This window comes from Streptomyces sp. NPDC037273, assembly GCF_055603625.1.
The window spans coordinates 381833-397112 of sequence record NZ_JBVJVO010000004.1 but is presented as its reverse complement, the minus strand read 5'-3'; the positions used below and the strand labels follow the sequence as shown (position 1 = coordinate 397112).

At 69.7% G+C, this 15280-nt stretch carries 12 protein-coding genes and 1 pseudogene; all 13 read left to right on the top strand.

All coding sequences use genetic code 11. The features are described 5' to 3' along the window. Nucleotides 1-17: 17 nt before the first annotated feature. The 13 genes and pseudogenes from ACZ7G1_RS14000 to ACZ7G1_RS13940 all read left to right on the top strand — a co-directional run bounded on the left by ACZ7G1_RS14000 (nt 18) and on the right by ACZ7G1_RS13940 (nt 15218). The gene (locus ACZ7G1_RS14000) at nt 18-863 is read left to right on the top strand and encodes a class I SAM-dependent methyltransferase (protein ID WP_470871190.1); all 846 of its coding nucleotides are present in this window, start codon (nt 18-20) and stop codon (nt 861-863) included. After that, nucleotides 863-1621, top strand: coding sequence for a phosphotransferase (locus ACZ7G1_RS13995; protein WP_470871192.1), 759 nt, complete (start codon nt 863-865; stop codon nt 1619-1621). The genes ACZ7G1_RS14000 and ACZ7G1_RS13995 overlap by 1 nt, the downstream gene beginning before the upstream one ends. Then, a complete protein-coding gene (locus ACZ7G1_RS13990) occupies nt 1618-2274 on the top strand; it encodes a histidine phosphatase family protein (protein WP_470871194.1) in 657 nt (218 codons plus the stop codon). Before ACZ7G1_RS13995 ends, ACZ7G1_RS13990 begins: the two co-directional genes overlap by 4 nt. Then, nucleotides 2271-3107: a phosphotransferase gene (locus ACZ7G1_RS13985; RefSeq protein WP_470871196.1), complete on the top strand. Its 837-nt coding sequence runs from the start codon at nt 2271-2273 to the stop codon at nt 3105-3107. Before ACZ7G1_RS13990 ends, ACZ7G1_RS13985 begins: the two co-directional genes overlap by 4 nt. A gap of 32 nt (nt 3108-3139) precedes the next feature. Next, nucleotides 3140-4225, top strand: coding sequence for an NAD-dependent epimerase/dehydratase family protein (locus tag ACZ7G1_RS13980; RefSeq protein WP_470871198.1), 1086 nt, complete (start codon nt 3140-3142; stop codon nt 4223-4225). A 22-nt stretch (nt 4226-4247) separates the two neighbouring features. Further along, nucleotides 4248-5018 carry a 3-deoxy-manno-octulosonate cytidylyltransferase gene (locus ACZ7G1_RS13975; protein ID WP_470871200.1) on the top strand — a complete coding sequence of 257 codons (771 nt, stop codon included), beginning with the start codon at nt 4248-4250 and terminating at the stop codon, nt 5016-5018. A 253-nt stretch (nt 5019-5271) separates the two neighbouring features. Further along, nucleotides 5272-5679: pseudogene (locus ACZ7G1_RS13970) on the top strand (ABC transporter ATP-binding protein); the annotation flags it as partial. A 175-nt stretch (nt 5680-5854) separates the two neighbouring features. Beyond that, a complete protein-coding gene (locus ACZ7G1_RS13965) occupies nt 5855-7510 on the top strand; it encodes a hypothetical protein (protein ID WP_470871202.1) in 1656 nt (551 codons plus the stop codon). Then, nucleotides 7507-9624: an integrase gene (locus ACZ7G1_RS13960; protein ID WP_470871204.1), complete on the top strand. Its 2118-nt coding sequence runs from the start codon at nt 7507-7509 to the stop codon at nt 9622-9624. Before ACZ7G1_RS13965 ends, ACZ7G1_RS13960 begins: the two co-directional genes overlap by 4 nt. A 38-nt stretch (nt 9625-9662) precedes the next feature. Next, a complete protein-coding gene (locus ACZ7G1_RS13955; protein WP_470871206.1) occupies nt 9663-10040 on the top strand; it encodes a hypothetical protein in 378 nt (125 codons plus the stop codon). 642 nt (nt 10041-10682) lie between these two features. Beyond that, on the top strand, nt 10683-12470 hold the full coding sequence (locus ACZ7G1_RS13950) for an ABC transporter ATP-binding protein (RefSeq protein WP_470871208.1): 1788 nt from the start codon (nt 10683-10685) through the stop codon (nt 12468-12470). A 184-nt stretch (nt 12471-12654) separates the two neighbouring features. Further along, nucleotides 12655-13152 (top strand): TerD family protein, encoded by a 498-nt coding sequence (locus ACZ7G1_RS13945; protein ID WP_470871210.1) that lies wholly within the window; start codon nt 12655-12657, stop codon nt 13150-13152. A 416-nt stretch (nt 13153-13568) separates the two neighbouring features. Further along, the gene (locus tag ACZ7G1_RS13940) at nt 13569-15218 is read left to right on the top strand and encodes a lamin tail domain-containing protein (RefSeq protein WP_470871212.1); all 1650 of its coding nucleotides are present in this window, start codon (nt 13569-13571) and stop codon (nt 15216-15218) included. The last annotated feature ends 62 nt before the right edge of the window (nt 15219-15280 follow it).

Sequence of the window (15280 nt, the reverse complement as noted above, 5' to 3'; positions counted from 1 at the left end):
CGAGGGGAGCGTGCGGCATGAGCGGCATCAACCCCTTCCTGGACCCCGCGCGGCAGACGGAGCTGTACGGGCACGCCTCTCGGCTGGCCGGGCGGTCCAGCGCGCTGATGCGGGCGAAGACCTCCGGGCGCCCTGTACCGGACACGATCGTCGGGCTGGTGCGCGACCACCACGAGCGACCGGACCCTCTCGGCCTGGCGCTGGACCTCGGCTGCGGCCGCGGCACGAGCAGCCTGACCCTCGCCGAGGGGCTCCGGCCCCGGCGCGTCGTCGGCCTCGACGCCGCCCCCGCCCTGGTCGAACATGCCCGTCGGCGCGCCCGGCAGCTGCCCGGCCTCCCGGTGACCTTCCACCGGGGGGACTTCCACCGTCTCCCCGTGACTGCCAGGTCGTGCGATGTCGTCGTCGCCGCGTTCTGCCTCTACCACTCGCCCAATCCGCTGACCGTAGTCGCGGAGATCGGTCGGGCGCTCGCTCCCGGCGGTCTGGCCGTGCTCGTTACGAAAGGGCTCGACAGCTATCGGGAGATGGACCAGCTGGTCGCTGCCGTCGGCCTCGATCCGCGAGCCGAGCAGCACGAGAGCCTGTACATCTCGGCGCACAGCGGCAATCTCGCCGACCTGGCCGCCGCGTCGCTTGACGTACTCGCCGTGGAGCACGAAGAGCACAGCTTCACCTTCGACGGCCACGACCACGTGGCGGAGTACCTGGCCACCAACCCGAAGTACGACCTCGCCCCCGGTCTGTACGGCAATCCGAGCGCGCTCGCCGCAAGCCTGCACCAGTCCCTTCCGGACGGCCCGCTCACCACTACATCCCTCGTCACGTTCGTCGTGGCGCGGTCGCAGGGAGGCAAGCTGTGATGCTTCGGTATTTCACCAAGCGGTACGAGACCGCGGCCCAGGTGGCCTCAGCTGCCCGCCATCACGCCTGGCTCACCGAACACGCACGGTCGCTGCGTCTGCCGGCGCTGACCGTGGTCGGGCCGACGAGTCTGACGTACGAGTGGATCGATGGCCGTCCGGCCCGGCCCCACGACCTTTTGACCCTGGCCCGGCTGCTGGGCGACGCGCACGGTGCCGCCTGGACCACCGACCTCCGGCCGGCCTCTCTGAACACGCCGCACCGTTTCCGGGACGGCATCGCGTTCGGCGACTACATCGGGCCCCGGCAGACCGCCCTCCGAAGAAGAGTGGAACAGGGGTACTTGCCGGACCGGGGCGCCCTCCACGCGATGCTGACGCTGCTGGAGAGGACCGCCGAGGGACCGACCGCCTTCTACAAGGACTGCAACCTGCGGAACTTCATCATCACCGAGATCGGCGGCGTCTTTACGGTCGACACCGACGACCTGACGCTCGCCCCGATGGCGTACGACTTGGCGAAGCTGATCGCGACGATGGCCCTGACGTACGGACCGCTACCGGCCCCAACCATCGACTCCGCCCTGCGCGCCTACAACGAATCCGCCGAACGCCACGACCCCCGGCTCGGCACCACGGATCGCGAGCGGCTCGACGACTTCCTCGCCCTGCACGCCGTCCTCACCGCTCCGTACGCCGGTCGCAACGGCTACCGCGACAGTTGGACGGCCCGCCTCTGCCCCCGAGGTTCCGCATGATCACCACCGAACTCGTCTTCGTCCGCCACGGCGAGGCCCAGTGCAACGTCGACGGCCTGGTCGGCGGCCCGCGCACCTGCACCGGGCTGACCAGCCGCGGGTATGCCCAGGTCGAGAAGGTCTCAGTCCGCCTCGCCGCCGAGCACCGCGACAGGCCGTTCGACGCGCTGTACGCCGGCCCGCGCATCCGCCTACGCCAATCCGCCGAAATCATCAGCCAGGCCCTCCTGCTCCCGGTGCGCACGGACGACCGTCTCGACGGTCCCCTGCACGGCGCCGCCGACGGCCAGTCCTGGACCGAGGTGAAAACCGCCGCCGACGGCGGGCCACACGCCCATCCCGACAACCCCTGGGCTGCTGGATCCGACACCTGGAACGGCTACCTGGAGCGATCCGGCGGCCTCCTGCAGGAACTCATCGACCAGCACGAGGGCGAACGCGTCCTGTTCGCCGCGCACGGCGAGACCGTGATCGCTGCGCACACCCTGCTCCTGGGAATCCCACTCGGTTCGCCGGCCGGATTCACGGTCTCCCATGGGTCCATCACCCGCTGGCAGCACCACCTCAACCGACTCGGGCAGGGACGATGGATGCTCGACCGTCACAACGACACCGAGCACCTGGTCGCCTTAGCGCAGGAGGCCGCCTCGTGATCACGCTGTTTGACGACCCGCGTCTGAACCTGGCCCGTGGCACCCTCGGAGTGGTTCGGATCGTGCACGACCCGATGCTCCCGCCTCGAGTCCTGCGCCTGGTCGACACCGAGGGCAAAGAGTTCTTCGCCAAACAGCACAGCGAACGCGACCGGTACGTTCGGGAGCTCCAGGCCTATATCGCCTGGGGAGCTCACATGATCGGCCACATCCCCCACGTCGTAGGCCAGCAGGACATGACGTGCACGCTGCTGTTCACCGCCGTTCCCGGCGTACGGGCGGACACGCTCGCACCGGGATCGCCCGAGGAGGAGCAGGTCCATTACGAGGCCGGGCGTGTGCTGGGGAAGCTGCACCGCGCCACCTCGGTGCCGCCCAACGGAGCCGTCGGCACGGGCCTTGCCCAGCGGCTGCGTCACTGGATCGCCCGTGCGGACCGGGCCGGCCTCATCTCCGCGGTCGAACGCGACGGCCTGAGCCACAGCGCGGACGACCTGGCGAGCACGTCCTTGGACAGCGCGGTATGCCACCTCGACTACCAACCGCGGAATTGGCTCCTCGGGGACGCCTTCGGGCTGTGCGACTTCGAGCACATGCGCCGCGAGGCCCGCATCCGCGACTTCGCCCGGCTCGAGTTCCGCCGCTGGCAGGCAGCACCCAACCTGCGCACGGCCTTCTTCGCCGGGTACGGACAGCCGCTGAGCGACACCGAACAGCGGCTGCTGGAGTCCTTCGGCGCGATCGAGGCCGTCACCGCCCTGGTGCGTGGACACGAGCAGGACGACCCCGCCCTCAGCGCCCACGGTCGCACCGTGCTGACCCGTCTCTCCTGAATGCCTCCCTTCGCCACCTTCTGGAGATCCCCGTGTCACAGAACTCGCCCGCCCATTTGACCACCACTGTCCCGCGTCGGGCTGTCGTAACCGGCGCCGCCGGCTTCATCGGCTCCCACCTCGCGCACGCCCTCGTCCGGGCCGGCACCATCGTCATCGGCGTCGACCGGCGCGACCCGGCGACCGACCCCACGGCCGCGGCCAACCTCGCCGCTCTGCAGGGGCTCCCGGGATACATGCACGTCACCGCCGACCTCCTCAGCTGTGCGATCGAGCCGCTTCTGGTGGACGCGAACGCAGTCTTCCATCTGGCCGGCATCCCCGGGGTACGTCCCTCTTGGGGGCCGAAGTTCAGCGATTACGTTGCCTCGAACATCCTCGGGACCCATCGCGTCATGGACGCCGTCGCCCGCATGAGCGTTCCCCGGCTCGTGGTGGCTTCGTCCTCCAGCATCTACGGCGCCACGGACGGCGGTGCGAGCGTGGAGACCGACAGGCCCCAGCCGGCGTCCCCGTACGCGGTCACCAAGCTCGCCGAGGAGCAGCTCTGCCTCGCGCACTCCACGCAGACCCACTGCCCGACCAGCGTCGTCGCCCTGCGGTACTTCACCGTCTACGGCCCCCGCCAGCGGCCGGACATGTTCACACACCGTGCCCTCACTGCAGCCCTGACCGGTCAACCGCTCCGTCTGTACGGTGACGGTCACCAGCGCCGGGACTTCACGTACGTCGACGACGCGATCTCGGCCACCATCGCCGCAGCCACCGTCCCGACCGCGCAGGGCGTGATCAACGTGGGTGGTGGTTCGGGCGCCTCCCTGCTCGAAGTGATCAACATCGCGCGCAGCCTCACCGGACGCGATGTCCAAGTTCACCAGGAGCACCCGCGCAGCGGCGACGTCCTCACCACCCGTGCCAACCGCGGCCGCGCCCAGGAGGTCCTGGGCTGGCAGCCCCAGGTCGACCTTCACCACGGCATGCGTGCCCACATGCAGGCTCTGGCCGCCGCGCTGCAGACCGAAGAGATGAGCAGCCACGGGTGGCGCTCGTTCGACGACTCCGCCCCGTCGGCCGCCCTGGCCGACGGGGCCCACCTCCATCGCCCCACCCATTCCTGACACCCACCGACGGGAGTACGCCGTGGCCGCCACCACGACCGCACCACCGAATACCGCACGTCGCCATCATGTGGCGGTCATCCCCTGTCGCTGGGGAGCCTCCCGGTTTCCGGGAAAGCCCCTCGCCCAGCTTGGGGACAAGCCGCTTCTCTGGCACGTCCACCAGCGATGCCTGCAGGCCGAGCGTCTCGACGGCGTGGTAGTCGCCACTGATGACGAGCGCATCGAGAGGGCATGCCACGAGCTGGGCATCGAGTGCATGCGCACTGGCCAGCACCTCACCGGCACGGACCGCGTCGCGGAGTGCGCGGCGCGCCTTCCGGCAGACGCGTACATCAACGTTCAGGGCGACGAACCGTTCATATCCCCTGCCGCAATCGACGTGGTCTCCAAAGCCCTGGAACACCTCGCACCGGGAACGCTCGCCGTGAACGCATACACGGTGTTGGACGATGTCGGCGCAGTCCTGGACCACAACGTCGTGAAGGTCGTCGTCGACGCCAAGGAGAACGCGCTGATGTTCTCCCGCCAGCCGATCCCGTACCCACGAGGAGACCGACCGAGGTACCGACGCCAGCTGGGGCTTTACGGCTTCACAGGCGCGGCCCTCAGCCTGTTCCAACAACTGCCTCAAGGGCCGCTGGAGCTCACCGAAGGCGTGGAGATGATGCGCTTCGTGGAGCACGGCCACGGCGTGCGGATGCTTCCTGTCATCGACGACGGCCTGGCCGTCGACACACCGGAAGACCTCATGAGAGCCGGCTCGCTCCTTCACTCTCGCCCGATTAACTGACCGCCCGCTGCAGCCCAGGGGCGGCGGCCCGAAAACCCACCCGCCACACGTGCATCGAAGCTCGGCGTGTCAGCCATGAGTGGATCCTTCGACCCCCAGGCCGAACAAGGGTCCGTGCGCCCTACATACGACGCCGAGGGCTCAGTCTCGGGCTTCATGCCTCGTCTCAAACACGTGTGTTCGATATCGAAGCCGCGTCGTTGACCTCGGTGTCGTCACGGAAATCAAGCACGCCAGTGATGGAGGACCGCAGTTGAGCGCACCAGAAACACGTGAGGTCCAGCAGAACGAGACAGTCCCTCCCCCGCCGCCGGCGGAGATCCAGTACACCGGGGAGTACTCGGTGAACCCCCTCGGTGAAGCCTCCTTCCGCAAGCTCTACGGCCAGGTCCCGAAGGTGCTCGCCCGCATCATCGGCATGTCGTGGCGCATCGACCGCCGGGCCCTTCTGCTCCTCCTGGCCTGTCCGGTGGTCACCGGTGCCGCGGCCGCAGTGCTGCTGGCAGCGACAGCCAGCGCGATGCATCCGCTCCTCGGCGCGGGAAGCGTGGCCGACCGGTTGTACGAAGCCCTGCCGGCGCTGGTTGTGGTCGGCGTCGCCGCCGCACTGACCCGTGTGGCGGCCGCCGTGGCCACATATGCCGAGCGTCTCATCACTCCCATGAGGTGTTCGCGCGGGTGGCGCGGGAATCGGACGGGATCCAGGATCTGGAGGCACGGTTGGCACCGGGGATGGGTCGTGTGCTGTGAACCGCCGGGGTCGGGCCGCTTCCGTACCTCCGAGCGATCACAGCCGTCCGGAGGCGGTCGGAGCGGGCGGACTGGTGGTGCGGAATGTGGATCGGGCGGGCGGTGTCGCCGAGTACGACTTCGCGCTGTTGCCGGTCGCTGTGCCGATACAGCTTTCGCTGGCAACGTTGTTCGCGGCCCGGTGTACGCCGCATCACTGGACGAGCCACCATTCGTCGCGGTTGACGTGGCAGCTACTGCGGAAGTTCGCTGCCTTCATCGCCACGCAGGACCCGGCCCCCAGGGACGTGGACGAGCTGGCCGGCGCGTTGCTCAAGCGCTGGCGCCTGAGCCAATCAGCCGGACGCCAGGGCTACAACGCGATCACCCGGGTCAGCAGCCTGCTGCGGGAGGATCCGCGGCTGGCTGGCGTGGAGGTGGCCGAGGAACTGGCGGTACGGGTGCGTCGACCGGTGAGCGGGGTCCAGTCCTACAGCGAAGCCGAGTTCGATGCGATCAGGGCGGCGGCACGGCGCTGTTTTCGTGCCGCGCTGATCCGGATCAACGACAACGCCCGACACCTGCATCGTTGGCGGGCCGGGGACTTCGTCCCAGGCAGCCGGGAGAGCCTCATTGGGGAGGCGCTGAACTCGCTCGCGCGTACCGGGGACATCCCTCGCAGGATCTCCGGGACTGGGGCGAAGAACCCGGTATGGCGGTTCCACCGGGCGCTGGGTGGCAGCAGTCCAGCGCTTACCTGGCAGCGTCTGTTCCTGTCGCGTCTGGAGGCGGTGGCGCTGGGGGTGCTGCTGATGTGCGAGTTCGGCTGGAACCTGTCGGTGATCCATCGGCTCGAAGTGCCGCGGGCCTCACCGGACCCTGGGCCTGATGGCCGACCAACCTATCGCATCCCGTTGGAGAAGTACCGACGCGGCAACGGCCGCGCCTATGAGTCACTCAACGTCACCGACGACGGTGTCGGGACTGCGGGACGGCTGATCACGCAGGCACTGGAGGCCACCCGGTTCGCCCGCGCTGCGGTCGAGGACCTCGCTCCGGGCACGGACGTGTTGCTGGTGTGGCGGTGGGAGCAGGGCGGCGCGGCCATCCGCAGCAGTGAGCACCACCCGCCGGTGGGCCAGTTCCGCTTCGGGGTGCACCACACGGCCGCGAACGAGTGGGCTCGGCGCCAGGGGTTTGCCGGCTCTCCGTTTCGTCGGGGCCGGCGCACCGTGAACGCGCTGCTGCGGCGCGAGGCGGGCCAGAACAGCCAGGCGACCCACGACCGCCACTATGTGCTGCCCGACCCGCAGGTTCAGACCGGCGCGGCAGAGGTGATCGCCGCGGCCGCGCAGGACGCCGCCCGCCGTGCCGAAGCGACTGTGGCTGCCTCGTTCCACACTGCACCGCAGCCGGGCCACCTGCCCACGGTGATGGCCGACTGCTGCGACTTCGAGCACGGCCCCTACCTCGGGCCGGACGGTGGATGCGCCGCCTCCTTCTTGATGTGTCTGGGCTGTACCAATGCTCGGATCCACCCCGGGCATTACCCGCGCCTCGTGCACTTGCACGGCGTGCTTGAGGGCCTGCGGTCCGTACTGCCCGCGCGGGTCTGGGCTCGCGATTGGAGCCGGACACACGCCCGGCTCCAGGATGTGCGGGCGCGGCTGGGCGACGGCGTGTGGGAGCAGGCACGGGAGCGGATCGGCGACGAGGACCGCCTGCTCGTCGACCACCTGCTGAGCGGAGCACTGGAGCCATGAGTACCCCCGCAGAAGTTGACGCCTACCTCCTCCCCGAGCCTGTGCCCGGCACCCCCATCGTCCTTGAGCGGTATGCGCGGCCCCTGCACGCGGACATCAACGGGCGGTTCGAGGATCCAGTGTGGCCACTTGCCGCACTGTCTGAGAATCCCAGCCGGTCCCTCGAGCAGATCCACTGGCGACGCTGCCCGCCCGGCTTTCAGCCCGAGGTCCGCCGGGCCGCCTGGACGATGATCAACGGAGAGCTGCGGCCCACCTTCCTGGCCGGACGCGGTACCCGCTTTCGGTCGCGCACCAGCCTGTCCAAGGTCAAGGAGACCGTGCAGCAGTGGATGTACCTGGCCGCATGGCTGGATAGGCAGGGCCTGACCTCACTTGGACAGTGCACCAGTGACGTGTGGTGCCTCTACGCACAGCACCTCGCCGCGAGCGGCGCCTCCCGTGACCGGATCGAGGACATCTTCACCTCGCTGACGCGTCTGTGGGCGTTCGATCTGCTCAGTGCCCGGCCGTCCGGGATTGCCCGGCCGCCGTGGGACGAGCCGGGCAGGGATACATTCCTGCCGCCGGCCTCCTCGCGCGGCGGGGAGAACGAGACGGAGCCGATCGCCGAAGCGACGATGGGGCCGCTGCTGGTGTGGGCGATGCGGATGGTCGGCGACTTCGCCGACGACATCCTGGCCGCTCACGCCGAAACCGAGTGCCTCACCGTGGCCGCCCGTACCAACCCCACCACCGACCACGGCCAGGCCGCCTTGCGTGCCTTCCTGGACCCACTCCTCGTCGGCGGAATGCCGCTGCCGGCGACCGTGAACCAGGGCCGTGTCGGCTTCGCACGCGCCTACGTGGCGGGGCTGACCGGCGCTTCGCGCCACCAGGTCGCGCGCTACGTCGAACAGGCAGGACTCGTCACAGCTACGGTCCAGCGTCCAGGGCCCTGCCCGCTGACCACCCCAGTCCGCGGCCGCATCGAGGGCCGGCCATGGCGTGAGGCCCTTGACTTCAACGAAACACCGGGCCTTGTCCGCCACCTGGCCACCGCCTGCTTCATCGTCATCGCCTACCTCACCGGCATGCGCCCGGGCGAGATCCTCGGCCTGCGTACCGGCTGCTGCCCGCCTCCGGACCTCGGTCGTCCGCCGCAGCTCGGCTGGCACCACATCCATGCCCGCGCCTACAAGACCGCCACCGACGAAGACGGCAACCACCTCTCCGCCGGTATCGAGCGCGATGTGCCCTGGGTCGCTATCACCCCCGTCGTGAACGCCATCCGTGTGCTGGAACGTCTGGCTCCCGGGGATCAGCTGCTGTTCAGTCACTCCCTCCACGGCGGCACCTCCCGCTACCACCGCGGCGCACTGCGCCCCAGCGCACTCGCGGTCCGCATCCAGGATTTCATCGCCTGGGCCAATCTCCAGGCCGCCGCCCACAGCCTGCCGGCCCACCACATCCCGCCCGACCCAGCAGGGCGCATCGGCACCCAACGCTTCCGCCGCACTCTGGCCTGGCACATTGCGCGTCGCCCTGGGGGCCTGGTGGCCCTGGCCATCCAGTACGGGCACCTCGAGACCGCCTTCGCCAGCGAGGGCTACGCCTCCCGCAGCCGCGGCGGAATCCACGACCTCATCGACATCGAAACCGTGCGCGCCGTCGCCGACACCTTGGCCCACCTCAATGACCGTCTCGCCGCAGGCATCGGCATCTCCGGGCCTGCCGCCCGACGCACGATCCAGGCTGCTGCCCATGCTCCTCTCTTCGAAGGCACTCTCCTCAACGCCACCAGCGCGCGCCGCCTGCTCGCCAACGACCACGCCCTGCTCTACGACAACCCGCACGCGTTCCTGCTGTGCCACTACAAGCGCGAGCAGGCCCTGTGTCACCGTGACGACGTCCGTGAGACGCCTCGCCTGGACCAGTGCGTCCCCGGCTGCGGCAACATCGTCCGGACTGACCATCACGCCGTCGGCCTGCGCGACCGTGCCGCGCTCCTCGACCACCAGGCCACTCACGCCCCGCAGCCGGTCGGTGAACGACTACAACGCCACGCTGGCCGGCTTCGCACCCTCGCCGACGCCCACGACCACGACCGGATCACGTTGAAGGACATGCAGTGAGCGGGTCGGCAGACGAACGCGAGCGTATCCGGGCCGCCATGGACCGGATCCTCGACGGACGAGCGCAGCACTCAAACGGGGCGCTGACCGTCGTCGCCCTCGCCAAGGAAGCCCAAGTCCCAAGGAACGCGCTCACCCAACGACACCTGGACCTGAAGGAGGAGTTCTACGGCAGGGTCCGGGCCTGCGGACAGATGCCGGACAGCGAGCAGCGGCTACGCAAGCAGGTTGTCAAGCTGAAGGAACTGCGGGCCAAGGACGCCGAGGAACTTACCCAGCTACGCGCCGACGTCGAGGGTCTGGTTCGCACGCTCAACCAGCTAGCACTGGAGAACCAGCAGCTACGGACGGAACTCGTCACACGAGACGGGACACTTCGCGTGCTGCCCATACGACCGCAGCCGCCGTCCCCGTGAACTGAGCACATGAATCGGGTCTGCCGCAAGGAATGCAAGCGAGCTGTGCGCCACTCACGCGCTCAGATGCGCGACGCGGTAGTGGGCCGTCTCCAAGTACGGCGGCAACTTCGTGACCTACATCGACGACGGCCCCGATGTGCGCTACCGACAACAACGGCGAGGACCTCGACCAGCTCATCGTACCGACGGACCGAGACACGGTGCTGTACACCGTGGACGCTGTGAGCTTGGGACACCGACAGTGACAGCGTGTGCTGGGGGGGGCCAGCCACTTGGCGGGGGTGCATCCGACGATCGTCGGATGGCCGACAGAAGGTACGGGCTTGCAGGCTGGTGGCATGGCAGAGCGTGCGTAGGAGCTGGGGCCCAGCACTTCCCATCGGCCGCCGGCCGGAGCTGGGGACCGTGGGGACGTTGGGCGGCGCCGGAGCGTGCTCTGGGAGGTTCCTCGGCATGGCGCTTGCGGCGAGCGGCCTCTACCTAGCTGTCGTTAGCCCTGACCTTTGCGCTGCCGTTGTGCACACGATCGCCGCGACGGCCGTCGAGCAGGCGCCTTGAGTCGAGTGCCACGGCCCGGTTCTGATTGATGCCCGCCGCTGCTGACGCGATGGGCGGGAGACCACGTGCGAAAGGAATCTTGTGAACACCGCATCCGCCCCGGAGACGACGGGTGCCGAGTCCCTGCGCGTCCGCGATACGCTCAAGGCGCTGTACGGACATGTCCGCCCGCACCGCTGGACCGTCGTGCTCGGTCTGCTGCTGGCGCTGGTGGGCTCCGCCGGCGGGCTGCTGCAGCCGCTCGCCACGAAGGCGCTCGTCGACCGGCTCTCGTCCGGCGGCACGCTCGCCACCGTCCTGCTGGCGCTGACCGCGCTGGTGCTGCTGAGCACGGTGGCCGAGGCGTTCGGCGCCTACGTCCTGGAGCGGACGGCCGAGTCGGTCGTGCTGGCCGCTCGCCGCAGCCTGATCGGCCGGCTGCTGCGCCTGCGGCTCTCGGCGGTGGACCGGATGCAGCCGGGCGATCTGATGTCCCGGGTCACCTCCGACACCACGCTGCTGCGGGCCGTCAGCACCCAGGCGGTGGTCAACGCAGCGACCGGGGCGCTCACGCTGGTCGCGGCCGTCGTGGTGATGGCCTTCCTCGACGTCGTCCTGCTCGGCGTCACGCTCGGTGTGGTCGTGGTTGTCGGGGCGGGCGCGGCCCTGGTGATGCCGAAGATCGGGCAGGCCGCCGAGCGTGCCCAGGCCGCGGTCGGGGAGATGTCCACCGGCCTGGAACGGGTCTTCGGCGCGTTCCGTACGGTGAAGGCATCCGGTGCCGAGGAGCGGGAGACCGCCCGCGTCGAGGCGTCGGCCCGGCGGGCGTGGCGCCACGGCGTGCGCGGCGCGAAATGGGAGGCCCTGCTGGGTACCGCAGACAACCTCGCCGTCGAGCTGGCGTTCCTCGCGGTGCTCGCGGTCGGCGGGGCGCGGGTGGCGTCCGGGGACATCCCCGTCTCCACGCTCATCGCCTTCCTGCTGTACCTCTTCTACCTGATGGAGCCGGTGTACAAGCTGGTCGAGGCCGCCTCCGCGTACCAGGAGGGCGCGGCCGCGATCTCCCGGATCAAGGAGGTGGACCGTCTGGCCGCGGAGCCGTCGGCCACGTACAGGCCGGTGCGGACCGAGGTGCGTCCGGCGTCGGTCCGCTTCGAGGAGGTGTCCTTCCGCTACGGGCCCGGGCTGCCCGACATCCACCGCCGCGTGGACTTCGAGGTGCCCGGCGCCGGGATGACGGCCTTCGTCGGGCCTTCGGGCGCGGGCAAGTCGACGGTCTTCTCGCTCATCGAGCGGTTCTACGAGACGACCGGCGGGCGCATCCTGGTCGACGGCACGGACATCCGGCAGTGGCCGCTGTCCGAGCTGCGGTCCGTCATCGGGTACGTCGAGCAGGACGCGCCGGTCCTCGCCGGCACGCTGCGGGAGAACCTGGTCTTCAGCGCGCCCGGCGCGACGGACGACGACATCCCCGTCGTCCTCGCCCGGACCAGGCTCGACACGCTCGTCGAGCGTCTCCCGCACGGCCTGGACACCCTGGTCGGGCACCGCGGCTCGAAGCTCTCCGGCGGCGAGCGCCAGCGCGTCGCGATCGCCCGCGCCCTGCTGCGCAGGCCCCGGCTGCTGCTCCTCGACGAGGCGACCTCACAGCTCGACGCGGTCAACGAGCTGGCGCTGCGGGACGTCATCGCCGAGACGGCACGCGAGACCACCGTCCTGGTGGTGGCGCACCGCCTGTCGACGGTGACGGACGCCGATCGGATCGTCGTCATGGACGCCGGCGCGGTCCGGGCGATCGGCACTCACCAGGAGCTGGTGGAGCGGGACGAGCTGTACGCACAACTGGCGGCGACTCAGCTCCTGGTCCCGACCGAGTACCCCGCCGTGTGAGTGGGGTGCTCGGACGGCCCGCCCCCGCCGTGCGGCGGGGGTGGGCCCGCTGGGTGGCGGAGTGGCGGCGGACAGTCGTCGGGTACCGGCGCACCGGACGGAGCGTGAGGCTGAGGGTAGCGCCGCGCGTCACCGGGCGGTTCGCTCCCCCACGCTCTGTCCCGCCACCTCGCTCGGAGTTCCCATGCCCGTCCTCATGGCCACGGGCCAGCAAGTCCCGCTGAACGGGGCGAACGGCCGCCCGCTCAACCTGATACGGATGGGCATTGGCTGGCGGTCCGCTTCGTACTCCGGCTCGCTCGGGCACCGTCGGCGCGGCCGTCCCGGCACCTTCGCCCTGCTGTACGGACAAGGCCGTTTCCTTGACGCCGTGTTCGCCGACAACCCCACCCATTCGGACGGCTCCATCGAGCACTTCGCCGGCCCGGTGGTGGAGAACGTCGAGGGGGACAAGGAGTCGTTCGTCGCCCGTCTGTCCCGGCTGCCTCCGCACGCGGACCGCGTCGTATTCGCCGTCAGTTCCTTCGACGGCAGCACCTTCGAGACCGTGCAGAGCGCGCACTGCCGGATTGTCGACGAGGGCCGTGGCCACGAGCTGGCCCGGTACGCGATTCCCGCCCACGGCCTCCACGCGGCGCTGATCACGGCGGAGGTGACCCGCGCGGCGGCGCCTGGACCATGAGGGCCCTCGGTGCGCCGGTGGCGTGCACCACGTTCGCCGACCTCCTCCGGGCCGCCGAGTCGTGACCCGGTCGACCCACGGAGGCGGGACCCTGCAAGCACACCGACCGCCCCGGTCGCCACCCAACAGACGTTTTTGGTCAGGGATATGGCGCCGCATCCGGCGCCCGTGCACACTGTGCAACGCGCGTAGAACCGACACGTGGAGGAAACCTCCCGGCCCTCCACGCGCAATCCGGCACGCATAGAACTGCCCTGCCGCCCAGGCGTGCCCCCTCCCACACGCACGCCCGGTGCGGCATCCCGCGAACCGTCCGCAACCGCTCGCGAAAGGCACCCCCCATGTCACCTCGCCGCATATCCGCCAGACGCTCACGCCGCGCCTCCGCAGTCGGCACCGCCTTCCTCGCCGCTGTCATGACCCTGGCAACACTCACGGCCGCCCCCACGGCGAACGCCGCCGTCTCCGTTCCGTCGCAGGGATCCCCGACACAACTCGACGTCGGCAACTGGAACGTCGAGTGGTTCGGCGCGACGAACTACGGCCCGACCGACGAGACGCTCCAACAGCAGAACGTCCGCGACGTCATGGCGGGTGCCGACATGGACGTGTGGGGCCTCTCCGAGGTCGTCAGCACCTCGGCCTTCACCAACCTCGTGGCGGGCATGCCCGGGTACACCGGCGTCGTGGCCAACGACCCGATCGTGACGAACGGGGCCCAGTACTACTCGGACTTCAGCAACACCGAGCAGAAGGTCGCCCTCGTCTGGCGCACCGGCATGGCCACCCTGGTGAGCGCGAAGGTCATCCTGACCGACCAGAACAGCAACTTCGCCGGCCGTCCGCCGGTGGAGTTCACGCTGCGCGGCACGTTCGACGGCGTCACCCGTGACCTCGTCTTCATCGTCCTGCACGCCAAGGCCGGTTCCACCCAGGACGCCTGGAACCTGCGCAACCCCGCGTCGCAGGCCCTGAAGTCCTACCTCGACACGGCCTACCCCACGCAGAACGTCTTCGTCCTCGGCGACTGGAACGACGACGTCGACACCTCCATCACGTCCGGGCAGGCATCGCCGTACGCCAACTTCGTGAACGACGCGTCACGCTACACGTTCCCGACGCGGGCCCTGTCGCTGGCCGGCGTGGCGTCGACGACGGGCTACACCGACTTCATCGACCACCAGCTCAACACCAACGAGGTGCAGGCCAAGTACGTCGCGGGCTCGGCAAAAGCATTCCAGCCCCAGACCTACGTCCCCAACTACGCGACGACGACCAGCGACCACTACCCGGTGATGGCCCGCTACGACTTCACCCTCGGCGGTGGCGGCGGTACGAACCAGCCGCCCACGGCCTCGTACACATCCTCCTGCACCGCGCTCACCTGTACGTTCACCGACGGCAGCACCGACTCCGACGGCACCGTCGTGAGCCGCAGCTGGAACTTCGGCAACGGCCAGACCTCGACGGCGACGAACCCGACCGTGACCTACGCGTCGGCCGGAACCTACCCGGTCTCGCTGACCGTGACGGACAACGGCGGAGCCACCCACACCACGACCCGGAACCTCACCGTCACCGCCGGCAGCGGCGGCGGCCCCGCCAACGTCGTCATCAACGAGGTACTGGCCAACGAACCGGGCAGCAGCGCCGCCGGCGAGGCCGTCGAGATCGTGAACACCGGTGGCACGGCCATCGGCATCGGCGGCTGGACCCTCCGGGACGGGACGGCGGTGCGCCACACGTTCGCCGCCGGCACAACGCTGGAGCCCGGCAAGGCGATCACCGTGTTCGGCGCGAGCTCCGCGATCCCCGCCGGCATCGTCGCGGTGGCGGCCGGCACCGGCGGGCTCAACCTGTCCAACAGCGGTGACCAGGTCATCCTGCGGGACGCAACCGAAACGACGGTCCAGTCGATGACCTACACCTCAAGCCAGGCCGACTCCGACGGCGTCTCCGTCAACCGAAGCCCCGACGGCTCGGCGACCGGCGCCTGGGTCAAGCACACCACCATCAGCCCGCTGACCAGTTCACCCGGACGGCGCGCCGACGGAACTGCCTACTGAGCCCCGGTCCACCGGCTCGACCGCGACGGCGGCCAAGGGCCGTCGGAGCCGGGGGGGGGGGG